Origin of the sequence: Limnohabitans sp. (assembly GCF_044373035.1) — a bacterium.
Classification (GTDB): domain Bacteria; phylum Pseudomonadota; class Gammaproteobacteria; order Burkholderiales; family Burkholderiaceae_C; genus Limnohabitans_A.
In genome coordinates, this window is record NZ_JBILQU010000036.1 from 1 (window position 1) to 25807 (window position 25807).

At 61.1% G+C, this 25807-nt stretch carries 26 protein-coding genes; 23 read left to right on the forward strand and 3 right to left on the reverse strand.

The features are described from left to right. Positions 1–275 precede the first annotated feature (275 nt). On the forward strand, positions 276–1220 hold the full coding sequence (locus tag ACIQ47_RS07405; RefSeq protein WP_396437529.1) for a VanZ family protein: 945 nt from the start codon (positions 276–278) through the stop codon (positions 1218–1220). 148 nt (positions 1221–1368) lie between these two features. Here ACIQ47_RS07405 and ACIQ47_RS07410 read toward each other — a convergent pair whose 3' ends face one another. Both ACIQ47_RS07410 and ACIQ47_RS07415 read right to left on the reverse strand, forming a co-directional pair. Further along, on the reverse strand, positions 1369–1779 hold the full coding sequence (locus tag ACIQ47_RS07410) for a surface-adhesin E family protein (RefSeq protein WP_396437530.1): 411 nt from the start codon (positions 1777–1779) through the stop codon (positions 1369–1371). Positions 1780–1787: 8 nt separating this feature from the next. Then, a complete protein-coding gene (locus ACIQ47_RS07415) occupies positions 1788–2714 on the reverse strand; it encodes a GNAT family N-acetyltransferase (protein WP_396437531.1) in 927 nt (308 codons plus the stop codon). A gap of 81 nt (positions 2715–2795) precedes the next feature. Between ACIQ47_RS07415 and ACIQ47_RS07420 the strand changes: the two genes are divergently transcribed. The 4 genes from ACIQ47_RS07420 (at position 2796) to ACIQ47_RS07435 (ending at position 5427) form a co-directional block, all read left to right on the forward strand. Further along, positions 2796–2984, forward strand: coding sequence for a hypothetical protein (locus ACIQ47_RS07420; protein WP_396437532.1), 189 nt, complete (start codon positions 2796–2798; stop codon positions 2982–2984). Positions 2985–2999: 15 nt separating this feature from the next. Then, positions 3000–3863 (forward strand): flagellar motor stator protein MotA, encoded by an 864-nt coding sequence (motA, locus tag ACIQ47_RS07425; RefSeq protein ID WP_396437533.1) that lies wholly within the window; start codon positions 3000–3002, stop codon positions 3861–3863. Further along, a complete protein-coding gene (locus tag ACIQ47_RS07430) occupies positions 3863–4846 on the forward strand; it encodes a flagellar motor protein MotB (RefSeq protein ID WP_396437534.1) in 984 nt (327 codons plus the stop codon). Before motA ends, ACIQ47_RS07430 begins: the two co-directional genes overlap by 1 nt. An 83-nt stretch (positions 4847–4929) precedes the next feature. Beyond that, positions 4930–5427: a hypothetical protein gene (locus tag ACIQ47_RS07435; protein ID WP_396437535.1), complete on the forward strand. Its 498-nt coding sequence runs from the start codon at positions 4930–4932 to the stop codon at positions 5425–5427. A 45-nt stretch (positions 5428–5472) separates the two neighbouring features. Here ACIQ47_RS07435 and ACIQ47_RS07440 read toward each other — a convergent pair whose 3' ends face one another. After that, complete coding sequence (locus ACIQ47_RS07440) at positions 5473–6744, reverse strand: sigma-54 interaction domain-containing protein (protein ID WP_396437536.1); 1272 nt, start codon at positions 6742–6744, stop codon at positions 5473–5475. Positions 6745–7095: 351 nt separating this feature from the next. Between ACIQ47_RS07440 and ACIQ47_RS07445 the strand changes: the two genes are divergently transcribed. The 18 genes from ACIQ47_RS07445 to dnaJ all read left to right on the forward strand — a co-directional run bounded on the left by ACIQ47_RS07445 (position 7096) and on the right by dnaJ (position 25693). Beyond that, positions 7096–7590 (forward strand): LPP20 family lipoprotein, encoded by a 495-nt coding sequence (locus ACIQ47_RS07445; RefSeq protein WP_396437537.1) that lies wholly within the window; start codon positions 7096–7098, stop codon positions 7588–7590. A 25-nt stretch (positions 7591–7615) separates the two neighbouring features. Continuing rightward, positions 7616–8857: a hypothetical protein gene (locus ACIQ47_RS07450; protein WP_396437538.1), complete on the forward strand. Its 1242-nt coding sequence runs from the start codon at positions 7616–7618 to the stop codon at positions 8855–8857. A 29-nt stretch (positions 8858–8886) separates the two neighbouring features. Continuing rightward, positions 8887–9465, forward strand: a complete 579-nt coding sequence (locus ACIQ47_RS07455) for a hypothetical protein (protein WP_396437539.1) — start codon at positions 8887–8889, stop codon at positions 9463–9465. Positions 9466–9484: 19 nt separating this feature from the next. Next, positions 9485–10603: a hypothetical protein gene (locus tag ACIQ47_RS07460; protein ID WP_396437540.1), complete on the forward strand. Its 1119-nt coding sequence runs from the start codon at positions 9485–9487 to the stop codon at positions 10601–10603. Further along, the gene (locus tag ACIQ47_RS07465; protein ID WP_108353310.1) at positions 10600–10878 is read left to right on the forward strand and encodes an EscU/YscU/HrcU family type III secretion system export apparatus switch protein; all 279 of its coding nucleotides are present in this window, start codon (positions 10600–10602) and stop codon (positions 10876–10878) included. The genes ACIQ47_RS07460 and ACIQ47_RS07465 overlap by 4 nt, the downstream gene beginning before the upstream one ends. Before the next feature lie 152 nt (positions 10879–11030). Beyond that, positions 11031–11840, forward strand: a complete 810-nt coding sequence (locus ACIQ47_RS07470) for a crotonase/enoyl-CoA hydratase family protein (protein ID WP_396437541.1) — start codon at positions 11031–11033, stop codon at positions 11838–11840. A gap of 150 nt (positions 11841–11990) precedes the next feature. Beyond that, positions 11991–13841, forward strand: coding sequence for a feruloyl-CoA synthase (locus tag ACIQ47_RS07475; protein ID WP_396437542.1), 1851 nt, complete (start codon positions 11991–11993; stop codon positions 13839–13841). 57 nt (positions 13842–13898) lie between these two features. Then, the gene (locus ACIQ47_RS07480; RefSeq protein WP_396437543.1) at positions 13899–15149 is read left to right on the forward strand and encodes a thiolase family protein; all 1251 of its coding nucleotides are present in this window, start codon (positions 13899–13901) and stop codon (positions 15147–15149) included. A gap of 87 nt (positions 15150–15236) precedes the next feature. Next, on the forward strand, positions 15237–16022 hold the full coding sequence (locus ACIQ47_RS07485) for an SDR family NAD(P)-dependent oxidoreductase (protein ID WP_396437544.1): 786 nt from the start codon (positions 15237–15239) through the stop codon (positions 16020–16022). A gap of 90 nt (positions 16023–16112) precedes the next feature. Beyond that, positions 16113–16529 (forward strand): acyl-CoA thioesterase, encoded by a 417-nt coding sequence (locus tag ACIQ47_RS07490; protein ID WP_396437545.1) that lies wholly within the window; start codon positions 16113–16115, stop codon positions 16527–16529. A gap of 64 nt (positions 16530–16593) precedes the next feature. After that, positions 16594–17595, forward strand: a complete 1002-nt coding sequence (locus ACIQ47_RS07495; protein WP_396437546.1) for a tripartite tricarboxylate transporter substrate-binding protein — start codon at positions 16594–16596, stop codon at positions 17593–17595. A 66-nt stretch (positions 17596–17661) separates the two neighbouring features. Then, a complete protein-coding gene (locus tag ACIQ47_RS07500; protein WP_396437547.1) occupies positions 17662–19380 on the forward strand; it encodes an acyl-CoA dehydrogenase family protein in 1719 nt (572 codons plus the stop codon). Between the two features lie 11 nt (positions 19381–19391). Further along, the gene (locus tag ACIQ47_RS07505; RefSeq protein WP_396437553.1) at positions 19392–19877 is read left to right on the forward strand and encodes a MarR family winged helix-turn-helix transcriptional regulator; all 486 of its coding nucleotides are present in this window, start codon (positions 19392–19394) and stop codon (positions 19875–19877) included. Between the two features lie 219 nt (positions 19878–20096). After that, complete coding sequence (locus ACIQ47_RS07510; RefSeq protein ID WP_396437548.1) at positions 20097–21269, forward strand: fumarylacetoacetate hydrolase family protein; 1173 nt, start codon at positions 20097–20099, stop codon at positions 21267–21269. Between the two features lie 78 nt (positions 21270–21347). Then, positions 21348–21704 carry an FKBP-type peptidyl-prolyl cis-trans isomerase gene (locus ACIQ47_RS07515; RefSeq protein ID WP_396437549.1) on the forward strand — a complete coding sequence of 119 codons (357 nt, stop codon included), beginning with the start codon at positions 21348–21350 and terminating at the stop codon, positions 21702–21704. 179 nt (positions 21705–21883) lie between these two features. After that, complete coding sequence (grpE, locus tag ACIQ47_RS07520) at positions 21884–22432, forward strand: nucleotide exchange factor GrpE (protein ID WP_396437550.1); 549 nt, start codon at positions 21884–21886, stop codon at positions 22430–22432. Between the two features lie 87 nt (positions 22433–22519). Further along, the gene (gene dnaK / locus ACIQ47_RS07525) at positions 22520–24448 is read left to right on the forward strand and encodes a molecular chaperone DnaK (RefSeq protein ID WP_396437551.1); all 1929 of its coding nucleotides are present in this window, start codon (positions 22520–22522) and stop codon (positions 24446–24448) included. A gap of 102 nt (positions 24449–24550) precedes the next feature. Then, positions 24551–25693: a molecular chaperone DnaJ gene (dnaJ, locus tag ACIQ47_RS07530; RefSeq protein WP_396437552.1), complete on the forward strand. Its 1143-nt coding sequence runs from the start codon at positions 24551–24553 to the stop codon at positions 25691–25693. The last annotated feature ends 114 nt before the right edge of the window (positions 25694–25807 follow it).

Here is a 25807-nt window from a genome sequence, read left to right on the forward strand (position 1 = left end):
GGGGCACGGGGGTGTTTTTTCTGGGGTCTTGGCGAGGGGTGGCCGAGATGACTGTTCGAAAATGAACAATTCTAGTGGTGGTGTGCGGGTTTGGTGCGCTGCGTGACATGTTTTTTTGTCACCGCCCCAGCAGGCATGGATCCCGGATCGGGGTCCGGGATGACCGTTGGGGGGTCTTGGATGACACTAAAAAATGCGGGATGACAAAATACTGGCGTCCCGGATGGCGTCCGGGATGACTATGGGGTGGGGCGAATGTTGAACAGGGGTGCGTTTTGAATCAAACCGTTGAGTGGTCGAATGCTTCGGCGCGGGTGAGCTGGTTGTGGGCTGGGCTGGCTTTGGGGTGGGCGGTGGTTTCGATCGTGGGGCATTTGCCGTTTTCGATTTGGCTGGTGAGCCAACGAGCGGGGGCGTCTGGGCCTTGGGCTTTCAAGGATGCTGTGCCCTATGTCACGGTGCTGGCGGCGGTGGGGTTGTGCTTGTGGGTGTGGCGGCAATCGCGCGCAGCAAGCTCGGCGCGACTGCGCGTGGTGGGGCTGTCTTGGCTGGTGTGGCTGGCCTGTTGTGTCATGGTGGACCGTTGGCTGACGTTCACGGTCAACGAGTACGCGCACTACCCGCAATTTGCGCTGCTGGCCTGGCTGTGGGCTCGGGCTTTGGATGGGGAACGCGCGCGTTGGCCTGTCTTGCGCGTGGTGTTGATCACCACGCTGCTGGGGGCCGTGGATGAGACGGCGCAATACCTTTGGACCACCAAAAGCTACAGCCACTATCTGGATTTCAACGATTGGCTGGTCAATGGGCTGGCGGCTTGGGCGGGGGTGATGTTGTTTTATGGCTTTCACGAGCCTGCGCCATCAGTACCCCTGTGGCGCACGCGCGCCGCTTGGGCTGCTGCAGCGCTGGTGCTGGCGCTGGCGCTGGGTACTGCCGTGGCGACATGTGGCTGCGTGCGCTTGACGCCCGACCCGGGTGTGCAAGTCGGGCCCGGCGGGATGGGCCAAAAGGTGCTGTATTTGCAGCGGGCCCAAGGGTGGTATGGCCATTGGCACCCGGGGCCACGCCATGGGCGCTATTGGGTGATTCACCCCCTGCCGGCGTTGGCTTTGTTGGGTTTGGGCTTGTTGGGTGTGGCTGCTTTTGCGCGCAGCGCTTCAGGCTCTGGGGGTGCCGGAGCCGTAACGCAAAACACCCAAGGACATGGATCCCGGGTCTAGCCCGGGAAGACAAGAAAATGCCCCTTTCACCCCGGCCCCCGAGCCGGGGTTCATGCCGCCGTCTGATGGATCCGGCCCGATGAAGTTTGAATGGCCCATATGTTTGTTTTGTGCAGCGGCCTTGCACGGAGCGCCGCCGCCCAGCAACTCATTCAACGCACAAGGCGATGTAGGTGAGCACAAAAACACCATTAGGGGGGATTTTTCGCCAGTAGCCCATGTCTTTGACTTCGGCGACTTTTTCGCCGGTCAGTTTGGGGCCGGCGTAGCTGGTCATTTGCCCCAATCGGTGCATTTTGTAGGTGCAGTCGTATTCGTTCAGGTAGCGTCTGGAGCGCACCCCTTCGGCGTCCGGTGTTTTGAGGTCCTGCATTTCCCAGACCCGGCGGATGTTGTCTTCCCGCTCGATGCTTTTGCGGTTCACGAACAGCGTCACGTCTTGGGTTTCGCCGATGCGGGTCCAGGCCTGTGCGGTCAGTGGGATCAGGCCAACCACCAAGCCTGCACAGCACAGACCCCACTGCACCACAGTCCGCATTGAAAATGCTCGCTTCGTCATGTTTGTTCTCAAAAAAAAGTTCCCGCCAGGGTGATGGCTTGACCGCCTGTGCCCAGTTTGAAGCGCGAGATGCCCGGCAGATCGTGGGTGTTGACACCCCCCAGATCGAGCACCTCGACGCCCTGCTCCTGCAAGTAAGCCATGGCCTGCCAGAGCAATGCGTTGTGGGCATTGAGTTGCCGGCCTTCTTCGTCAGCCCAGCCCATATGGTAACTGGCCACTCGGCCATGAATCAGAAAGAGCATGCCGCCCACGGTGTTCTTGCCCAGTTCGGCATAGGCCACCACAAAGGCCTGACGGGGGTCGGCCGCTGCGGCGATGTAGGCCTGCACAAAATCGGTGGGCAAGCCATGGAATTTTTTCGCTTCGCGCTGGGCGGCTTCCTGGCCCAGCAGCCAATCACAGCGCTTGCGGCTCGGTTGCACATGGATGCGCAGCTTCGCATGGGCCAGCACTTTGTTCAAGCGGTTGCGCCACTTGCCCTCGAGCTGGGCTTTCAATGTGTGCAGCGGCTGGGTCAAATCGAGCAGGACAGTGGCGTAACCGGTCATCACCCGTGACAGGCCTCGGGTTTCAACCGGGTCGAGTTGTTCGCGGCTGCGGTCGGGCGAAAACAAGGGGACTTTCAGGCGCGGCAGTGGGATCGTTTGGCGCAGGCGCTTGTAGATGTCCGCACGTTGCGCGGGGCTGAGGTCGGGATGGAAGATCGGGCCCCGGGTGCACGAGGCCAAAGAGATGTAGCCGAGCACCCGTTTGCACATGAATTGGGCAATGGCCACCAGTTGGCCCTCTTGCCAGACCATGGCCCGCGACATGTTCACCCCCAGTGCGGTCAAGGCATCACCATAAGTCCAGGCCTGCTGCAAAGCACCGCGTTGGGTCGAATGGAATTCGTCCCAATCGGCTTGAGGCAAATGCTCCCACGTCACATCCATATTGTCATAATAGGCAAATTTTTCAATTTCAACTCAAGATTTCGCATTTGCGTCCGATAAATAACGGTATTGATGGAAAAAATGAGCTCGTCGACACCCAAAGAACATGCCATTTTGGGGCATGACCTCCCCAAAGCCCGACTGACCCTGACGGGGTGGGCTTGGGCTGCGCTGTATTTGGGTTTGCCTGTGATGTTGTTGGGCAATTTGATGGACTTGTTTTTTCAATGGACGCTGGGTTGGTGCATCGGTGTCTGGTGCATTGTCTAGTTTTAAAGGGCCCCCATGTTTTTCTTTATCGGTTTAGCGGTTGTTTTTGGCGCGGTGTTTGGCGGTTACGTCATTGCTGGCGGCAAGATGGCCCCCATCATCAAGGCCGCGCCTTTTGAATTTCTGATCATTGGGGGTTCGGCCATTGGCGCCTCATTGATTGCCAACAGCTTTCCCGTCTTCAAAGCGGCGTTTGGTGGCATTGGCAAGTGCATCAAAGGACCCAGTTTTCACCAAGCCGACTACCTGGCTTTGATGCTGCTGGTGGGCAAACTGCAAACGGTGATGAAAAAAGAGGGCGTGGTGGCCCTCGAATCGCACGTTGAAAACCCAGACTCGAGCCCGATTTTTGGTGAATTCCCCAAGTTGGCCAAGGACCACTCCATCGTTCAAATGATTTGCGATCCCCTTCGTTTGATGGTGATCTCGCAGGGCAACCTGGACGCCGATGCCTTGGATGATTTGATGAAAAAGGCCATCAAAGTGCACCACCATGAGGCCTTGTTGGCCCCCGGTGCGTTGGCCGGCATTGCGGGTGGTTTGCCCGCGCTGGGTATCGTGGCCTGCGTGTTGGGTGTGGTGAAAACCATGGGGTCAATTGACCAACCCCCGCCTGTGCTGGGTGCGCTGATTGGCTCCGCGCTGGTGGGTACGCTGATGGGCGTGTTTTTGGCCTACGGCATGTTTGAGCCCTTTGCCGGCCGGCTGACCCAAATCATCAACGAAGACGCGCAAACGTTCGACGTGATCCGCGAAATGATCGTGGGCAACCTCAAGGGTCACCCACAACCGTTGGTGATCGAGTCCGCACGGGCCTGCATTTCTCACCACAACCAACCGAGCTTTTCCGAAGTCTTTGACGGCATGCGAGGATCCTGATGGCCGAGCCAGACAAAGCCGCAGCGGGAACACCCGAAGAAATCGCTGCCGCAGCTGCTGCAGCTGCAGAGGCAATGCGGCCCATCATCATTGTCAAAAAAATCATTGCCGACGACGGCCATGCGGGAGCGCACGGTGGCGCTTGGAAAATCGCCCTGGCCGACATGATGACGGCCATGATGGCTTTCTTCTTGCTGATGTGGCTGCTGGGTGCCAGCAACGAGGACAAGCGCAAAAGTGTGGCGGACTATTTCAGGCCCGCCTCCCACAGCCAGATCGTCTTTGGTGAAATGGCAGGTTCCAATGGTTTGTTCGGTGGCAAGTCCATCATCGACACCGATGGTTTTCCTTTCACCGCCAAGCAATCCGCATTGCTCGAGCGTTTGACGCCGCAGGCCCAAGGTGGCCCGGCCGAAAGCTTTGGTTCTTCCAAGGAAGAGAACAACAAGGATGGCCCTTCTGACCAAGACCCCAGCAAGGAAAGCGGCACCGGCACGCCCAGCCAGAAACAGGACAAGGAAAATTTCGACAAGATCGAAAAAGAGATCAAACAGAAACTGTCTGAAAGCCCGCAGTTCGACAAGATCAAGGACCAGGTCAGCATCACGCGCGAAAAGGACGGTTTGCGCATTGAGGTGATCGACAAGGCCGACTTCGCCATGTACAGCTCTGGCGGCGCAGTGATGGGCAGCAAAGCGGCCGCCTTGATGGCCGAAGTGACCCAATCGCTCAAACCACTGCCCAACAAATTGTCGATTCGCGGGCACACGGACAGCATGGGTTTCGCACCCGACAGCATGCGCAACAATTGGACCTTGTCGACCGAACGGGCCGATGCCACGCGGCAGTTCATGCAATCCCAGGGCGTTGGCAGCAATCGGTTCTCGCGCATTGAGGGGGTGGCCGATACCAATCCCAAAGTGCCGGGCAATGCTGCAGACCCGCGCAACCGCCGCGTCAGCATCACGGTGCTGAACCAATGATCGGGTGTAAATGCGGCTTGACTGAGCACTAAGATGACGACTGATCGACCAGGTTCACACCCACACCTTCCAGAGGTTTCCCCATGCTGAAAAATAATGCAATCGGTATCGCCATCGGTCTTTTGGTCATGGGCGGCATCTGGGGGCTGGTGCACCTCATGGGGGAAAGTCGTCCAGAGCCCAATCTGTCCGCCGAAAGCATCCCCGGCGACAGCAAGGGGGTGATGGATCTGATTTGCGAGCTGGAGCTGGACCTGGACGGTCAACTGGCTTTGGGCATCAAGGAGAGCGAGCCTGCCAGAATCACCATGGCACAGATTGATTTTGAGAAAAAATCAGGCTGGTACCAAGGCAAAATTGCCATCTCCGAAAGCCGCTCTGGCACCCTGCAGCCGATGGGCACGCGACTGAAGATTTACCGCCCTGCCATGTTCCAGCGGTTTGGCGTCATGATCACCGGCGAAGAATTTGTGTTGGACCGCAAAACAGGCAGTTTTGTGCAGTCCCTGAGCCTGAATGACGGGCGCAATGTCAAGCTCATCAAGGGCACTTGCGCCAAAGTGATCAAACCACCCTTCTGAGTTCGACCACAGTGGGTCTGCAACGCCTTTCCTTAAGAGGCCTGCTCAGGCCGCACCGCGCAGTTCGTACTTGTTGATTTTTTCGATCAGTGTGGTTCTTTGCAGCTGCAGCAGCTTGGCCGTTTGCGACACATTGCCTTGGGTGCGGCTGAGGGCTTGTTCGATCAGGTTGCGCTCGATGTCGATCAGGTGCTGCTTGAGCGAGATGCCGTCGGGCGGCAGAGTCTGGATGCCTTGGGCCAGCAAGATGACTTCTTCGACCGAACTCATTTCGTCGTTGGAAGCAGACAAAGGCATGGGGGCGAAGGCGGCTCGGGGGACGGGCGCAGCGTTGTCGCTGTCCGCGAACAAATGACTCAGCGGGTCATTGTCAGCCCAGGGGCTTTCGGCATCATCACTTGTGGCGGCTGTCCAGTGGGGCTTAGCCGCAGCCAGGGCCTCTTGCGGGGCCAAGGCGTGTTGCGGGGCCGAAGTGGCGGCGAAGAGCGAAGGCTGTGGGGCTGGCGTGGGCATTTGGCTCAGGCGCTGGGCCTGCAAAGCGGCCAGGCCCGAGGGCATCATGCAGGCGGGCACGGTGTGCACCTGCAGGGTTTGCGAGGGGAACAGCGTCGAAAAACGGTCCACCAGATTGGACAACTCGCGCACATTGCCCGGCCAAGCATAGGCTTGCAGCATCTGCAACGTGTCGGGTGCGAACTTCAGGGGGTGGTTGCCGGGCAGGGTATGCTTTTGCGCATAAAACTGCAGCAAGGCAGCGATGTCGTCGGGTCGCTCGCGCAAGGCGGTGGTGGTGATGGGCAAGACGTTGATGCGGTAATACAGGTCTTCCCGGAAACGCCCTGCCGCCACTTCTGATTCGAGGTTTTTGTGGGTGGCCGCGACCACACGCACGTCCACCGTCACTTCGCGCGAGCCGCCCACGGGCAGGAGGCAACGCTCTTGCAAGACGCGCAGCAGCTTGACTTGCATGTCCATGGGCAGGTCGCCGATTTCGTCCAGAAACAGGGTGCCGCCGTGCGCCAGCTCGAATCGGCCCAAACGGTCGGCCACGGCCCCCGTGAAGGCACCTTTGCGGTGACCGAACAGTTCGCTTTCGATCAGCTCGCGCGGGATGGCGCCGCAGTTGATGGGCACAAAGGGGCCGCCTGCGCGCGGGCCTTGGGCATGCAGGGCCTGGGCCACCAGTTCTTTGCCGGTGCCACTTTCGCCAGTGACCAGGGCTGTCGAAGATGAAGCCGCCAAAGTCTGGATGAGCTCGCGCAAGAACTGCGTCGCTCGGCTTTGTCCAATGATTTGGGTTTTGGCACTGGCTTTCATGTCAATTCAGTGTTGGGTGGGCCAAGCGGCGGTCAGGGCATGCCGATCTGGCAAGTTGCACTGACAGCGCCAAGCCGCAGTTGAAGTGCGGGCGTCGGTCATTTCGCGGGCAAGTTTGTCAATTAGCAACTGAGACTTTAACAAGTATTTCCAAAAAATACAGTTTTATCATCAAAAATAATAATTTTATAGTTCGCCTTTGAATTTGATTTGTCGAAAAACGAACCCACAGACGCTGTAAATCCCGGCTGCAACTCAAGACCTGGGCATTGCTGTCGATGTATGCATCAAGACACAACATATCCACGCGCCGCTTTGGTTGGCGTGGGTGCCTGTTCATGGAGAAGCACAATGACCCGTACCCGCTCACTGGCAGCCGCCTTGCTGACCACCTTGGCCTTGGCCGGATGCCAATCTGTTCCCTTGAACATCATGGGCCAGGACAGCACGGTCACCTCGGCCCCTCCCCCCTCAATGGTCAGCCCCTTGGTGGAAAAGCGTGAAACCCTGGTGGCCACGGGTTACGCCGTCATCAGCGTGCAAAACCACAAGAATCCGGCCCAGCAGCGCCTGTTGGCCATCCGTGCTTCCAAACTGGATGCCTACCGCTCATTGACCGAACAGGTCTATGGCCAGCAGCTCGACGCCACCACCACGGTGGCCGACATGACGGTGATGAGCGACACCTTCCGCGCCAAGGTCGAGGGCGTGATCTATGGTGCCACCATGGTGAGCATCACCCCGGTGGGTGAAGACACTTACGAAACCACCATGTCGCTGGACCAGTATGTGGTGCGCGATTTGCGCGCCTTGTACCTGGGTCAGATGGCTTCGCGCCGCCGCTGATCGCCCCTCGGATTGGACTGACCCCATGCTGGCCCTTTTGAACTCGCCCTGCCTTGCCTGGTTGCGCATCAGCGTTGCCGTGCTGGCTTGTGCGCTGGCCAATACGGCCGCTGCCCAAAGCCCCGGCCCTGCCGAGTTGGCGGCCAAGGCGTTGGCCTCGGCTCCGGTGCAGGCGCTGTTGAATGCCCAAGCGCAGTCGGCCAAGGCGGCCCAAAAGAACCCGCAAAAAGAATACGACGCCCAGTTGGCCGCCATCCGTCAGGCGATTTTGGACGTGACCCTGGATCGGCCCACACGGGTGGTCAGCACGGCCTGGGTGGACGACAAGGGGGCTTTGCACGAGAGCGCCCATTTCCACTCCGAAGCGCAGGTGCGCGGCGTGCGGGTCGTGTCTTATGTGCAAGGCGACGAACCCGTGACCCAGGTCAGCGCCGAGGTCTTGCCCTGGGGCTGGAAGCCGGTGGGCGCAGACCAAAGTTGCAAGGCCCCGCCCCGTCCCTGGCGTCTGCCTTTGGGCGTGCAGGTCGTGACGCCTGAAGGTTTCAGTGGCCCACAACTGTTTGCCAGCCAGACCCTGCTGGGCTTGGCGCAACAGGCCTGGAGCCAAAACATGCAGGTCTCTCAGCGCTGGCGCGCACACCATGTGGCGCAAGTTGCCCCACAGTCGGACAACGCATATATGCGCGCCCTCACCGGCCAGACCGAGGAGCGCAGCGGCTGGGTGGCCGAGATGTCGCTGCAACCTCACGCCCCGGCCGTGGCCCGGTCGTGGACTGAACGCCTGAGCGAAAGTGCCCCGCTGTTGCGTTGGACACTGAGCTTGCGCTTGGGCCAAAAGTTCAGCCCAGCCTCGCGCCTGGTGCCGCAGTGGCAAATCGAACAGATCATCTCGGTCGCGCCCATGGCTCTTTCGCAAAGCCCCACGGCCTGGGCGCAGCACATGCAGGGCCTGCTGCAAGAGCGCATGCGCCAATGGGTGGCCCAGCTGGACAAGCAAACCGAATGCGAGCCGGTCCAGTTCCATGTGCGCCGCCAAGGCACGCAGTCCCTGGAGCTGCAAGCGGGCTTTGACAGCGGATTGCGCCCCGGTGACCGCGTGCTTTTGATGGACCCTGCCCATGTGCCGGCCCGCATGCTGGAGCCTGGGGTGGCCCAGCACCTGGCCTTGGCCCAGGTGGTCAAGGTCGGCCCACACCGCACCGAGCTGCAACAATTGGCGGGGCCTGCCCTGGCCTCGCATGGTGCTTGGATGGCCCTGCCCTTGTGAACCTGTTCAAACCGAACCACAATACCTTCATGACTTCTGCCGTCTCCTCTCACCGTCATTTGGCCACCTGGTGGCTGGGCAGCTGCGCGCTGGTCAGCTGGAGCTCGGCGGCTTGGTCGGCTGAATCGGCCGGGGCCTTGGCGCTCAAAGCCCTGCTGGGCCCGCAAGCCGCTTTTCAGCAAATGGGCGGCTTGCCGCCTACGCCTGCCCACTCGGCCGGCGGTGCTGAGCAAGCCAGCCCATCGGCCATGGCCTCTGCACCCTTGTCCGCACCCGCAGCCATGACCAAGGCAGGCAGCATGGTCACGGTGCAGCGCGGCGAAACGCTGGACCGCCTCATCCGCAGGGTGCTGCCGGATGTCCCTTTGCACCCCGACTTTTTGCGCAAGGCCTTTGTGAGCCTGAACCCGCAGGTCTTTCCATCAGGCTCACCCCATCAGATGCGGTCTGGGGTCCCATTGCAGGTGCCCAGCATGCCTGCCTTGCGCCAGATGGTGTTAAGCCAGCACCCGAGGGCAGCACCTTTGTTCCAAGGGGCTGAAGAACAGGCACAACACAAGGCCGCGCCCGAACCAAGTGACCAGCGCCGCTGGGTGCGCTACCCCTGATCGCAGCGCAGGCCGCAGCATGATCACCGGGGCTGAAACCGCCCACCTCAACCCCAAAATTCCGACCATTTACCTGGAGGGGAAACTGCCCCTGGTGGTCGAGCGAAGCGCCGCCGATCTGGGCTTGCGCGACGGCCAGGTGATTCAATCCACCGTCGAGAACCGCCAAGACCGGATCCGTCTGATCCTGCAAGACCCCGCGCAAGCTGGCCGTTTCATCGACTTGCCCAAAGACCTGCCCGCGGGGCTGCGCTTGGCCTCGGGCGACACGGCCTTGTTTCGGGTGCAGTTGCAAAACGACGGCTCAATTTGGCTGCGCCCGCTGCAAGCGACCGGTGCGGCTGCCCCCGGGGCCGCTGCACCTTTGGCGCAAATGCCCAATCGCATGCAGCAACTGGGATTCAGACCCCCCGACATGGGCGCCCTGGCCCTGCTGCTGCGCCAGGGCGGTCTGGACAGCCTGTTGCAGAGTCTGAACCCGGTGTCCCCCGAGCTGGCAGCTCTGCAGAAGTGGCAACGCATGCGGCCCAGCATGGCCCAACTGACTCCAGAAAAACTGCAGCAACTCATGCAGCGCAGCGGCCTGATGACCGAAGCTTTGCTGTCACAGGGCCACGGCAGTGGTCTGGTTGACCTGAAGTCGGGCCTGCGGCAATTGTTGCGTCTGCTGCAAAGTACGAGCCACGAGGCGACGGGCCGTGTGCAGGATGCCATCGACGACATCGAGTCGCACCAATTCACCGCGGCCGAAACCCTGACGGGGCGCGAATGGGTGTTTTCGATGATGCTGCCTTTTTCGGACGCCGAGCCCGTGGCGCTGCGATTTGTGCGGGGCCGCAGCAAGCGCGGCGAAGAAAAGGCACCGCTGGTCATCCACTTGCACACCCGCAACCGCGAACTGGGCGAAGTGTGGCTGCAAACACGCATCAGCGACCAGACCGAAGTCGACATGGTCATGTGGGCATTGCGCGAGGATGTGGTGAAACGGGCACGCGACCTGACGCCCAATTTGGCCGAAGAGCTGGACAGCGCAGGCCTGAACATGACCCGGCTGCAAATCATCCACGGCCCCGGCCCGTCCGAGCCTATGCCCTGGAGCCCGCCCGAGACCGGCAGCTTGCTGGATGTGCAGACATGAAAGCCCCACTGAAGGAAGCGATTGCGCTGGAGTACGGCAAGCGCAAAACCCCCATCATCAGCGCCAGGGGTGAAGACGAGCTGGCCCAGCGCATCATCGACGAAGCCCAGCGACACGGCGTGTACGTGGCCGAAGACCCTCAGCTGCTGGCCTTGCTCAGCCGCATCGACCTGGACAAGGAAATCCCCCCCGAGCTCTACACCGCCGTGGCCGTGATTTTGTCTTGGGTCTACTGGCTCAAGGGCATGCGCCCGGGCGACGAAAAAACCCCGTAAGTCGCGCCGCCTGGCTCAACACAGCTGGGCACATTTAGTCGCAAACTCAGGGTAAACACTAGGCATCACCAAGCCTTCTGGTGCGCACAATATGGTTATCAGCAATAACTTTATTGCACCCTCTGAACCAGACCCACCCAGGACCCTTTGCGATGACGACCTCTCCCCACCCCATCCTGGAACGTGCCGCCGCCCATGGCGTCAGCCTGGACATGCAGGGCGCTGTGGCCGTGGTGCGCCTGTGCCGCCCGGCCAAGCGCAATGCACTCAACGACGCCTTGATTGAAGCGCTGCGTGATGTGTTTCAGAACCTGCCCCCCGAAGCCCGCGCCGCGGTCGTTCACGGTGAGGGTGACCACTTTTGTGCCGGGCTGGATTTGTCCGAGCTCAAAGAGCGCGACGCCGGAGAAGGCATTCACCATTCGCGCAGCTGGCATGTGGCGCTGAACGCGGTGGAGCAAGGCCGCGTGCCCGTGGTCAGTGCGCTGCACGGCGCGGTGGTGGGCGGCGGGTTGGAGTTGGCCAGCGCCAGCCACATCCGCGTGGCCGACGAGAGCACTTTTTACGCGCTGCCCGAAGGCACACGCGGCATCTTTGTGGGCGGCGGCGGCTCGGTGCGGGTGCCCAAACTGATCGGCACGGCGCGCATGATCGACATGATGCTCACGGGCCGTGTGTACGACGCGCAAGAGGGCGAGCGTGTGGGCTTTGCCCAATATTTGGTGCCCACCGGCACCGCTTTGGCCAAGGCCATCGAGCTGGCCACGCGCATCGCCACCAACGCGCCCATGACCAACTTTGCGCTCACGCACGCCATGCCCCGCATTGCCGAACAACCGGCTGACCATGGCCTGTTCACTGAAGCCTTGATGGCTTCGATCGCCCAAGCCGCCCCCGAAGCCAAAGCCCGTGTCCGCGCCTTCCTTGAAGGCAAGGCGGCCAAGGTGCAGAAAGCGGGTTGAGCGTTTTTCGTTGAGCGATGAGCGTTGGGCGATGCGCAAACCATGAACCTTGAATCCCGAACCCAACACGCTGAACACTCAACGCAAAACGCTCAACGCCATGCCCTGAACCCAACCCGCTCAACGCTCAACGCCAAACCCGGAGACCTCATGACTGCCCCCAAATTTCGCCCGCTCAAATTTGGCGTGACCCGCGTCAGCGTGCGCGACGGCGCACCCGGCACGCGCTACCTGCAAGCCGATCAGGCGCTGCAGGCTTTTCCTGAGCGCCTGACCGACCGGCTGCAGCACTGGGCGCAGGTCAAGCCCGAGCAGACTTTCATGGCGCGGCGCATCCAGCAAGCCGATGGCTCATGGGGCGACTGGCGGCACATCACCTATGGTCAGGCTTGGCAAACGGCGCGCAGCATTGCGCAAAGCCTGATCGACCGCGGCCTGAGCGCCGAGCGCCCGGTGGTGATCCTGAGTGAAAACAGCCTGGAACACGCCATGCTGGCCCTGGGTTGCCTGATCGCGGGCGTCCCCTTTGTGCCCACCTCGCCGCCCTACTCACTGGTCAGCGTGGACTATGACAAGCTCAAGCATGTGCTGCGCACCGTCACGCCGGGCCTGGTGTTTGCTTCGGACGCCCGCTATGCCAAAGCCATCGCCGCCACCGTGAGCGACGACATGGAAGTGGTGTTGTGCGAGGGCCAAGTGCCCGGCCGCACGGTCACGGCTTTTGACAGCCTGTGCGCCACCGCTGCCACAACCGCTGTGGATGCCGCCATGGCCGCCACCGGCCCCGACACCATCGCCAAGTTTTTGTTCACCAGCGGCTCGACCAAGCTGCCCAAGGCGGTCATCAACACGCAGCGCCTGTGGTGCGCCAACCAGCAGCAAATGGCGCAGTCCATGCCCGTGCTGGCCGAGCACGAACTGGTGCTGGTGGACTGGCTGCCGTGGAACCACACCTTCGGTGGCAACCACAACTTTGGCATGACGGTGTTCCACGGCGGCACGCTCTACATCGACGACGGCAAGCCCACACCCGCGCTGATGCACGAGACCTTGCGCAACCTGCGCGAGATCGCGCCCACGGTGTACTTCAACGTCCCCACCGGCTTTGAGGCGATTGCCCACGCCATGAAGACCGATGACCAGCTGCGCAAAACGCTGCTGTCGCGTGTGCAGATGTTCTTTTTCGCCGGAGCCACCTTGGCCCAACCGATTTGGGACAGCCTTTCAGAATCGCAAGAGCGCGAGATCGGCGAGCGCATCGTCATGGGCACCGGCCTGGGCATGACAGAGTCTGGCCCCTTTGGTATTTTTGTGACCAACCCTTTGGTGCAAGCGGGCGACCTGGGCGTGCCTGCCCCTGGCCTGGAGCTCAAGCTCGTGGGCACGCAAGGCAAAACCGAGGTGCGCTACCGAGGCCCTAACATCACTCCCGGCTACTGGCGCAACCCGGATGAAACTGCCGGTGCGTTTGACGAAGAAGGCTTCTTCAAGTCGGGCGACGCGGTCCAATGGATTGACGACACCAATGTGCACCTGGGCCTGAAATTCGACGGCCGCATTGCCGAAGACTTCAAGCTGGCCACCGGCACCTTTGTCAGCGTGGGCCCGCTGCGCGCCAAGATCATCGCGGCGGGCGCGCCTTACGTTCAGGACGCGGTGCTCACGGGCCTGGACTTGAAGGAAGTTGGCGCCATGATCTTCACATTGCCTGCTGTGCGTGCGCTCAGCGGTCTGGCTGCGGGTGCGCCGATGTCTGAGGTGCTCGCGTCTGCTCCGGTGCTGGCCAAGTTCCAGGAGATCGTCAACAGCCTGGCCCAAACCGCCACGGGCAGCGCCAACCGCATTGCCAGGCTGTGCCTGCTCAGTGAGCCACCCACCATCGACAAGGGCGAGATCACCGACAAGGGCTCGATCAACCAACGCTCCGTGCTCGCGCACCGGGCAGACACCGTGGCGGCGCTGCATGGCGGCACGCTGCAGCACATCATCCAACCCCAATGACGCAGCCCCCTGTGGATCGCAGTCAGAGACCGCTCCTCCAAAGACCGAAAGAAAACCATGAGCTCTAAAGGATTTTTCAACGCATTTGCCGATGTGTGGATGCACGAGGGTGTGCGCACGCCCATGGTCGATTACTGCGGCGCTTTGGGTCACATCTCACCCACCGACCTGGGGATCAAGGCCGCACGCGAAGCACTCAAGCGCGCAGGCATCGCGGCGACCGACATCGGCTCGGTCATCACCGGCAACATGGCCCCCGGCGACTTCGACCAGTTCGTACTGCCGCGCCACATCGGCCTGTACGCCGGTGTGCCGCAAGAAGTGCCCGCCATCATGGTGCAACGCATTTGCGGCACCGGCTTTGAGCTGTTTCGCCAGGCAGGCGAACAAATCGAAGCGGGGGTGTGCGAGGCCGCGCTGGTGGTCGGCACGGAGAGCATGACGCGCAACCCGATTGCCGCTTTCGACCACCGCAGCGGCTTCAAGCTGGGCGCACCCGTGGGCTTCAAGGACTTCATGTGGGAAGCCCTGAAAGACCCGGCAGCGGGCATCAACATGATCCAGACCGCCGAGAATCTGGCCAAAAAATACAGCATCACCCGCGAAGAGGTGGACCAATTCGCATCTGACTCGTTTGCCAAGGCCGTGGCCGCGCAAGCCGCTGGTTTTCATGCGGGTGAGATCGTGCCCGTGGTCTCCGAAAAGTTCGAGCTGCATGGCTATGTTTCCCGAGGCATCAAGCTGCAAGGCAAAGTGACCGAAGTCAATGCCGACACGCACCCGCGCATCTCGCCTGCCGAAGTGCTGGGCAAGCTCCGGTCGGTGTACGAAGGTGGCGTGCAGACGGGTGGCAACAGCTCGGCCTTGGTCGATGCGGCAGCGGCCTGCGTGGTCACCTCAGGCGCCTATGCGAAAGCCCAAGGCAAAAAACCCATCGCCCGCGTGGTCGCCGCTGCGGCTGTGGGCGTGCCGCCCGAAATCATGGGCATCGGCCCTGCCCCGGCCATTCGCTTGTTGCTGGAGCGCACAGGTCTCAAGCTGTCGGACATCGGTCGCTTTGAGATCAACGAAGCGCAAGGTGCTCAAACCCTGGCCGTGGCCAAAGAGTTGGGCCTGGATGTGGCCAAGCTCAACGTCAACGGCGGCGCTATTGCGCTCGGCCACCCCCTGGCCGCCACCGGCGTGCGCCTGACGATCACGCTGGCGCGTGAACTGCAGCGCTCAGGATTGCGTTATGGCATCTCCAGCGCTTGTGTGGGTGGCGGCCAAGGCATTGCGCTGTTGATCGAGAACCCTGAAAGCGCATGAACTGATTTGTAGGTCGGCGGCTTTAGCCAAGACATCCCACCGAAACGTCGGACCCGAAGGTTCGACCTCTGACAAAAAGGAACTGACATGAACATCCAAGGACAAGCAGCATTGGTCACCGGCGGTGGCTCTGGTTTGGGTGAAGCCACGGCCCGCGAACTGGCCCGTCTGGGCGCCAAGGTCGCGGTGCTCGACCTGAACATGGCCAACGCCGAGCGCGTGGCAGCCGAGATTGGCGCGCAATATGGCAACGGCTGCGCCGTGGCAGTGCATTGCAACGTGAGCGATGCAGACAGCATGGCCCAAGCCATCGACACCGCTGCCGCCGCACACGGCCCCGCCCGCATCCTGATGCAGATCGCTGGCATCGGCACCGCCAAGCGCGTGGTCGGCAAGGACGGCAAGGCCGCACCGCTGGAGGAATTCGCCAAGGTGATCAACGTCAACCTGATCGGCACCTACAACGCGGCGCGTTTGTTTGCCGAGGCCTGCAGCAAGCTGGCCCCCATGGAAGACGGTGCGCGTGGCGTGATGGTCTTCACCGCCTCGGTGGCCGCCTTTGACGGCCAAGTGGGCCAGCAGGCCTACAGCGCCTCCAAAGCCGGTGTGGTCGGCATGACGCTGCCCATGGCCCGCGACCTGGCGCAGCACGGCATCCGCGTGTGCACCATCGCCCCCGGCCTGTTCAAAACGCCTTTGTTGGCGAGCTTGCCCGAGCCGATACAGCAATCGTTGGCCGCCAGCATCCCCTTTCCCGCACGTCTGGGCAAGCCCAGTGAATTTGCCGAACTGGCCTGCCACATCGTGAGCAACGACCACCTGAACGGCGAAGTCATTCGCCTCGATGGTGCTTTGAGGATGGCACCCCGCTGACGTCAGGTGGAGCGTTAGGCGTTCAGCGTGAAAAACCCGAACCTTACCCTCAAACCTCAACGCTCAACTCTTAACCCTCAACCCGATCTTATGAAAACTGTTGTCTACGAAGTGCAAGTGGTATTTGGCGACTGCGACCCTGCAGGCATCGTGTTCTTCCCCAATTTTTCCAAGTGGATGGATGCGTCATCGCTCAACTTCTTCATGAAGTGCGGCATCTTGCCCTGGCGCGAGCTGGTCAAGACACGCGGCATCATCGGCACGCCGCTTTTGGAGATCCACACCAAATTCATCCGCCCCGCCACCTACGGTGAAACCATTCAAGTGCACACCAGCGTGCAGGAATGGCGCGACAAGGTGTTTGTGCACAAGCATGTGGTCATGCGCGGCGACACCGTGCTGTGCGAAGGCACCGAAGTGCGCGCCTTTTGCATCAAGCACCCCGAAGACCCGGACCGCATCAAAGCCATCCCCGTGCCCGAAGACATCAAGGCTTTGTGCAGTTGATGGCTTCCATTTTTCCGTTTTCCCTCACCTGACTTTTTCAACCGACCTTTTCTAGGAGACAAGCATGAGCAACCGTCGCGAATTCATTCAATCCACCATCGGCGCAGCCTTTTTGGGCAGCACCGCTTTCCAACAGGCCTGGGCGCAAAGCGGCTTGCCCCTCGAGCTAGTCAAAGTGCTTTACGGCTTCCCACCCGGCAGTTCGGGGGACATCTGCGCCCGACGCGTGGCCGAGAAATTTGGCGGCACGCCTTACAGCAAGAACGCCGGCATCATCGACAGCCGCCCCGGCGCTGGCGGCCAAATTGCACTGAACCTGCTCAAAAGCGCACCCGCCGACGGCTCGGTGCTGGCCATGACCCCTTTCTCGCCCATCTCGCTCTACCCCCACATCTTCAAGAACTTGCAATACAAGCCCTTTGAAGACTTCACGCCCGTGGGCACCGCCTCCATGATCCACCACGGTTTCGCCGTCGGCCCCATGGTGCCTGCCAGCGTCAAGAACGTGAAAGACTTCATCGTCTGGGCCAAAGCCAACCCCGCACAAGCGAGCTACGGCTCGCCCGCTGCAGGCTCCACACCCCACTTCATCGGCGCCTTGTTGGGCCTGAACCAGAACTTCGAGTTCAAGCATGTGCCTTACCGCGGCTCGGTGCCCGGCGTGACCGACGTGGTCGGCGGCCAGATCGCCAGCATGTTCACACCGCACGGCGACTTCATTGCCAACCACAAGGCGGGCAAGATGCGCATCCTGGCCACCTCGGGCAAAACCCGTTCGCCTTTTGTACCGGATGTCCCCACATTTGCAGAACAGGGCTTCCCAGAGTTGACGGTGGAAGAGTGGTTCGGCTTTTACGCCCCCGCCAAAACCCCGGTCAACGTGGTGCAGGCGGCCAATGCGGCCATCAACGCCGCACTCAAAGACAAAGGCGTGCTGGACGCTTTGACCGTGGTGGGCCTGATTCCATTTGGTGGCTCGGTCGCAGACCAGCTCAAGAGCTCACAAGTTGAACTCGAGCGCTGGGGCCCGCTGATCAAGCGCATCGGCTTCAGCGTCGACTCCTGATCGGCTGATTCTGTCCGGAGCACTTTCAGGTGCTCTGGCGTTTTTTTTGATGGACTCCCAAACCCTATGAACGCCTACCAGCCCCGCACCGACGACATGCAGTTTTTGCTGTCTCGCGTTTTGAACGCGCCCGCCCAACTGCAAGCCCTGCCCGCTTTAGCCGAGGTGGACGCTGAGCTGATGCAGCAAGTGCTGGAGGAAGCCGGCAAGTTTGTGGGCGAAGTCATCGCCCCGCTCAACCGCGACGGGGACGAGATCGGCGCGCAGTGGGCGGACGGCGCGGTCACCATGCCGCCGGGCTTCAAGGATGCTTACCAGTCCTTTTGGCAATCGGGTTGGCCTGCGCTGACCGCCAGCACCGAAGACGGCGGCCAAGGCCTGCCCACCGTGCTCGAAGCCATGCTCTACGAAATGCTGTCGGCCGCCAACCACAGTTGGACCATGGCCCCCGGGCTGCTGCACGGCGCGTATGAGTGCATCAAGCACCACGCCAGCGACGAACTCAAAGCGCACTATTTAGAGAAAGTGGCCACCGGCGAATGGCTGGCCACCATGTGTTTGACCGAACCGCACGCGGGCTCTGACCTGGGCCTGGCCCGCACCAAGGCGGTCCCTTTGCCCGATGGCCAGTACGCCGTCAGCGGCACCAAAATTTTCATCTCGGGTGGCGAACACGACCTGACCGACAACATCGTGCACCTGGTGCTGGCGCGCCTGCCCGATGCACCGCGCGGCCCGAAAGGCTTGTCGCTGTTTTTGGTTCCCAAGTTTTACCCCGACGGCTCGCGCAGCCGTGTGCACTGCGACCGCATCGAAGAAAAAATGGGCCTGCACGGCAGCCCCACTTGCGTGATGCGTTTTGACGAAGCGGTCTCTTCAATAGTGGGAGAGCCGGGCAAGGGCCTGAACGCGATGTTCGTGATGATGAACGCCGCCCGCCTGCATGTGGCCCTGCAAGGCATTGGCCTGCTGGAAGCCTCCTGGCAAATAGCCGATACCTATGCCCAAGAGCGCCGCCAGATGCGCGCACCGGGCAAAGGCAATTCCGCCGCAGAAGCAGATTTCATTTCAGAGCACCCGGCCATGCGCCGCATTCTGGACACGCAACGCGCCTGGGTCGATGCTGGTCGTGTGCTGGCTTACCGCACGGCGCTCGAACTCGACCGCATCAAACACAGCCCCGACGCCGACACCCAAAACGCTGCACAACGCTGGTGCGCGCTGGTGACACCGGTCATGAAATCGGTCTTCACACACCAGGCTTTCCACGGCGGCAGCGATTGCCTGCAGGTGTTGGGCGGCCACGGTTATGTGCGTGAATGGGGCATTAAGCAGATCGTGCGCGACGCCCGCGTGGCCATGATCTACGAAGGCACCAACGAGATTCAGGCCATTGACCTCTTGGTGCGCAAGGTGCTGGCCGATGGCGGCACGGGCATGAATGCGTTGCTTGACGCCCTGGCCTCGGATCTTCCCAAAGCAGCCAAAGCCAGCACCGCTGCGCAAGCCCGCATCCAGACCCTGCGCGCCGTCACCCAGCAAATCGTCAAGGCCAGCGCGCAAGATGCGGCCTTGCCTTACCGCGTGGCCGATGACTATTTGCGCGCCGTGGCGCTGGTGCTGATGGACTGGGCTTGGCTGCAGATCGAGGCGGGTGTGGACGACAGCACGCCGAACACCCTGGCCCGCTGGACAATCCCCGCAAGGGCCCTGCGCAGTTGGGTGCTGCCCGAATTTCAGATGCGCAGCTTCATCATCGTGCAGCAGTGCACACTGGCGGCATGAAGCAAGCCCCCATGCCCCCGGCCAAGAAAGCACGCACCCCCAAAGTCGAACCCGCGACGGGTTCGGCCATCGACCAGGTGGACACCTCTTACCTGCAAACCTTGATGGGCTACAACGCCCGCCGGGCAGCGCTGAGCATCATCGAGCTGTTTCTGGAGCGGCTGGCCCCTTATGGTTTGAAGCCGGTGGATTTTTCGGTCATGTCCACGATTTGCCACAACCCGGGTGTGACCTCGCGCCAGCTGTGCGCCACGCTCAACCTCTTGCCCCCCAATTTGGTGGGTCTGATCCAGTCGCTGGAGTCTCGCGGCTTGATCGAGCGCAAACCCCACCCACACGACGGCCGCGCCGTGGGCCTGCACGCCACCCCCAAAGGCCAGGGCCTGATGGAGCAAGCCGAACAAACAGCCACCGAGCTGGAACTGGAAAAAACCGCCAAGCTCACGCCAGCGCAGCGCAAAACATTGCTGGCCTTGCTGCAAAAAATTTACCGCTGACCGCGCTCGGCCAAGAGGAAGTCTTTACCGCGCCAGGCCCCTGCCGAGCGTCCACACCCCTCAGCCATGGCAAGTATTTGTACCAAAGGGTCTTTCAAAACCCGGTTTTCGTGGTCTTGCGGGCGGGCGCCCATACCACCCCATTCTCTCTACCAAGGTGACAGCGCCACAGCTTGGCATCTGTCAGGATCATTTTTTTGTAGTGGATCCGAAACTGCCATGCTCATCACCCTTTTGCCCCAAGACGCTCACCAAGCATTGTTGATCGGCCGCTTGTGGGTGCCGGACCTCGGCCCCGTGGTTTGCGCTGTGACGCCCGGGGATGTGTTCGATCTGTCGCAGCTTGCCCCCACCAGCAGCCAATTGCTGGAGCTGCCCGAGGTGGCCCATCAGGTGCGGGCTTATGTGCGCAGCGGCCAAGCCCCGCGCTTGGCCAGCACCCCCGAGGCTTTGGCCAACAGCGATGAAACCAGCCGCGATGCAAGCCAAACATGGTTCATGGCCCCCTGCGATCTGCAAGCCGTCAAGGCCGCTGGCGTCACCTTCGTGGCCAGCATGCTCGAGCGGGTGATCGAAGAGCAGGCCCGTGGCGACGCCAGTCGCGCCGAAGCCGTGCGTCAGGCGGTGGTCGCGGTCATTGGCGACAACCTGCGCAGCGTGGTGCCCGGCTCCCCAGAATCGGCCCGGCTCAAGGAAGTGTTGCTGGCCCAAGGCATGTGGTCGCAATACCTGGAAGTGGGCATCGGCCCAGACGCCGAAATTTTCACCAAAGCCCAGCCCATGAGCGCGGTCGGCCCCGGGGCCCGGGTGGGCATTCACCCGGGCAGCCAATGGAACAACCCCGAGCCCGAAATCGTGTTGGCCGCCAACTCCCGGGGCGAAGTGGTCGGTGCCAGCTTGGGCAACGACGTGAACCTGCGCGACTTTGAAGGCCGCAGCGCCTTGCTGCTGGGCAAAGCCAAAGACAACAATGCCAGCTGCGCCATCGGCCCCTTCATCCGCCTGTTGGACGACCACTTCAGCATCGACAATGTGCGCCAGTGCGATTTGAGCCTGAAAGTGCAAGGTCCCGAGGGCTTTGTGATGCAAGGCAGCAGCGCCCTTGGCCAGATCAGCCGAGACCCGCTCGATTTGGTGGGTCAGGCCATGGGCAAGTACCACCAGTACCCCGACGGCATGCTGCTGTTTTTGGGCACCATGTTCGCCCCCACCCAAGACCGCCATGGCCCCGGCCAGGGCTTTACCCATGTGGTGGGCGATGTGGTCAGCATCTCCACCCCGCAGCTGGGCACCTTGGTCAACCAGGTCAACACCTCGGACCAGGCACCCGCCTGGACCTATGGTGTGGGCGCGCTGATGCGTGATCTGGCTCAACGCCAACGGACCAACTGAGATTTGGCGGGGCTGGCATAATTTTGGGTTTTCCACAACCCGGCGACCCACCAGCGGCACCGGACACTTTCTGACAGGATGCCCATGAACACCACCCCCTCCGGCCTGCAATACGAAGACACCGTTGTCGGCGAAGGCGAAGTCGCAACAGCGGGCCAGGACGTCACCGTGCACTACACCGGCTGGCTCTTCAAAGACGGCGAACAAGGCGCGAAATTCGACTCCAGCCGCGACCGCCGCGACCCCTTCGTGTTCGGCCTGGGTGCAGGCATGGTCATCAAGGGCTGGGACGAAGGCGTGGCCGGCATGAAGGTCGGCGGGCAACGCACCCTGATCATCCCGGCCGAACTGGGCTACGGCGCACGCGGCGCTGGCGGCGTGATCCCGCCCAACGCCACCTTGAAGTTCGACGTGGAGCTGCTGGCCCTCGATTGAGCCCAAGGCGAAAAGGCTGCGGCTTTTCCGAATGACCCGCCTTTGGGCGGGTTTTTCTTGCGCTATTTTTGCTCTATTTTTTTGCGCCATTCCCGGGGTCATTGAACTGCAAACTCCCCTTGAAGCCTGAAACAACGCCCCTATTTGCAAGGGGTATCCATTTTTTGCGGACATTGTTCATGTCAGAAGCCACACAAAACCAAGACCCCAAGCCCCTGAGTGACGAAGAATTGGCTGCAGCTGCTGCCATGACCCCCACCGACCCGCTGGCCGATGCCCAGGCCGAGCTGGCCAACCTGAAGGCTCAAAACGCCGATCTGGCCGACCAGTACCTGCGCGCCCAGGCCGATGTGCAAAACGCCCGCCGCCGCGCCGACGACGAAATCGCCAAGGCCCGGAAATTTGCCGTGGAAGGTTTTGCCGACAGCCTGCTGCCTGTGCTCGACAGCCTGGAAGCCGGTTTGGCCCTTCCTAAAGTGACGATTGAGCAGATTCGCGAAGGGTCAGAGGCCACGCTGCGCCAGCTCAAAAGTGCGTTGGAGCGCAACAAAGTGATCGAAATTGCCCCCCCCGCAGGCACCAAGTTCGATCCCCACCACCACCAGGCCATCAGCGTGGTGCCAGCCGAGCAAGAGCCCAACACCGTGGTGGGCGTGTTGCAAAAGGGTTATTCCATTGCCGACCGCGTGCTGCGTCCGGCTTTGGTGACGGTGACCGCCCCCAAATAAAACCTTTTCGGCGCAGGGGACTTGAAAAGCGTCCCGGTTGCCTCAATTGCAAAACATTGCACTTTTAACCAAATTCGGAGTATCAAAATGGGAAGAATCATCGGTATTGACTTGGGCACCACCAATTCGTGTGTGGCCATCATGGAAGGCAACACGACCAAAGTGATCGAGAACGCCGAAGGCGCTCGCACCACCCCGTCGATCATTGCCTACCAAGAAGACGGCGAAATCCTGGTCGGCGCTTCGGCCAAACGCCAAGCGGTCACCAACCCCAAGAACACCTTGTACGCGGTCAAGCGCCTGATTGGCCGCAAGTTCGCCGAAAAAGAAGTCCAAAAAGACATCGACCTGATGCCCTACACCATCGCCAAAGCCGACAACGGCGATGCCTGGGTGGAAGTGCGTGGCAACAAATTGGCCCCGCCACAAATCAGCGCTGAAATTCTGCGCAAGATGAAGAAAACTGCCGAAGACTACCTCGGCGAGGAAGTGACCGAGGCCGTGATCACGGTGCCCGCTTATTTCAACGACGCACAGCGTCAAGCCACCAAAGACGCGGGCCGCATTGCCGGTTTGGACGTCAAGCGCATCATCAACGAGCCCACCGCTGCAGCCTTGGCCTTTGGCCTGGACAAGCAAGAAAAAGGCGACCGCAAGATCGCCGTGTATGACTTGGGGGGCGGCACGTTCGACGTGTCCATCATCGAAATTGCCGACGTGGACGGCGAAAAGCAGTTCGAAGTGTTGTCGACCAACGGCGACACCTTCTTGGGCGGCGAAGACTTTGACCAGCGCATCATCGACCACATCATCACCGAGTTCAAAAAAGAATCCGGCGTGGATCTGGCCAAGGACGTGCTGGCCCTGCAGCGCCTGAAAGAAGCCGCTGAAAAAGCCAAGATCGAGCTGTCCAGCTCGGCGGCCACCGACGTGAACTTGCCTTACATCACAGCGGACGCCACCGGCCCCAAGCACCTGAACATCAAACTGACCCGCGCCAAACTCGAGCAGCTGGTGGAAGAGTTGATCGAGCGCACCATGGCCCCTTGCCGCACGGCCATCAAAGACGCTGGCGTCTCAGTTGGTGAGATCGACGACATCATTTTGGTCGGCGGCATGTCGCGCATGCCCAAGGTGCAAGAGAAGGTCAAAGAGTTCTTCGGCAAAGAGCCCCGCAAAGATGTGAACCCCGACGAAGCCGTGGCCGTGGGCGCTGCGATTCAGGGCCAGGTCTTGTCGGGCGACCGCACCGATGTGTTGCTGCTGGACGTGACGCCTTTGTCTTTGGGCATTGAGACCATGGGCGGCGTGATGACCAAGATGATCACCAAGAACACCACGATTCCGACCAAGTTTGCTCAGACTTTTTCGACGGCCGAAGACAACCAGCCGGCCGTGACGATCAAGGTGTTTCAGGGTGAGCGTGAAATCGCCAGCGGCAACAAGGCCCTGGGCGAGTTCAACCTTGAAGGCATCCCACCCGCATCGCGTGGAACGCCTCAGATCGAAGTGTCTTTTGACATCGACGCCAACGGCATCTTGCACGTGGGTGCCAAAGACAAAGGCACCGGCAAGGAAAACAAGATCACGATCAAGGCCAACTCGGGCTTGTCGGAAGCTGAAATCCAGCAGATGGTGAAAGACGCCGAGCTGAACGCTGTGGAAGACAAGAAAAAGCTCGAACTCGTGCAGGCCCGCAACGCCGGTGAAGCCGCGGTGCACAGCGTCAAGAAGAGCCTGACCGAGCACGGCGACAAGATCGAAGCGTCCGAAAAAGAAGCCATCGAGACAGCCGCCAAGGCCCTGGAAGAGGTTTTGAAGGGCGAAGACAAAGACGCCATCGAAGCCAAAACCGAAGCGCTGATGACCGCCAGCCAGAAGCTGGGCGAGAAGGTCTACGCCGACATGCAAGCGCAGCAAGCTGCCGCCAGCGCCGGTGCTGCCGGTGCCGCCGAAGCCAAGCCACAAGACGACAATGTGGTGGACGCGGAAGTCAAGGAAGTCAAAAAGGGCTAAGACCCCACCCTCTGCGGCCTGGCCGCAGTCCCGCCGCGCAAGCTGATTCAGGCCACTGAATCGCCTTCGCGGCGTTCTTGTTCTAACGGTTGGATTTGCCCCATGGCGACAAAACGAGATTTTTACGAAGTGCTGGGCGTTGCCAAAAACGCCACGGACGAAGACATCAAAAAGGCTTATCGCAAGCTGGCGATGAAGTACCACCCTGACCGCAACCAGGGCGAAGACGCCAAGGCCAAAGAAGCTGAAGGCAAATTCAAAGAAGTCAAGCAAGCCTACGAAATGCTGTCGGACCCGCAAAAACGCGCGGCCTACGACCAGCACGGACATGCCGGTGTCGACCCGAATATGCGAGGCGGAGCCGAAGGCTTTGGCGGTTTTGGTGATGCGTTTGGCGACATCTTTGGTGACATCTTCGGCGGGCAAGCTCGCGGTGGGCGCGGTGGTGGTCGTCAAGTCTTCCGAGGTGGTGACTTGAGCTATGCGATGGAGATCACCCTCGAAGAAGCGGCCAACGGCAAGGACTCGCAACTGCGCATTCCGAGCTGGGACGAGTGCGACACCTGCAACGGCACCGGGGCCAAGCCGGGCACCAGCGCCAAGACCTGCGCGACTTGCCAAGGCCAAGGCCAAGTGCAAATGCGGCAAGGCTTTTTCAGTGTGCAGCAAACCTGCCCGCACTGCCGCGGCACTGGCAAGATCATCCCCGAACCTTGCGGCACCTGCCATGGGCAAGGCAAGGTCAAGAAACAAAAAACCCTGGAAGTCAAAATTCCGGCCGGCATCGACGACGGCATGCGCATCCGAAGTGCGGGCAATGGAGAGCCGGGCACGAATGGCGGCCCACCCGGTGATCTGTTCATCGAAATCCGCTTGAAAAAGCATGACATCTTCGAGCGCGATGGGGACGACCTGCACTGCGCGGTGCCGATCAGCTTCAGCAAAGCGGGCTTGGGCGGCGAGATCGAAGTGCCCACCCTGGGCGGCAAAGCGGCGATCGACATCCCCGAAGGCACCCAGACCGGCAAGCAGTTCCGCTTGCGCGGAAAAGGCATCAAGGGTGTGCGCGGCAGCTACCCGGGCGACCTGTATTGCCACATCACTGTAGAGACACCGGTCAAGCTCACCGAGCACCAGAAGAAACTGCTCAAGGAGTTTGAGGAGTCGCTCTCCAAAGGTGGCGGTAAACACCAGCCCAGCGGCGAAGGCTGGACGGATAAGTTGAAAGGCTTCTTCGGGGGCTGACGCTCAGGTCGGAACTTCGAATGTCGCCGGGCGCAGGCTTTTGAGTCGACCGCCTCCCGTCGAGCAGTGCGAGAGGGGCTGCGGCGGGTTCCTCATGGCGGGTACGCAAAAATC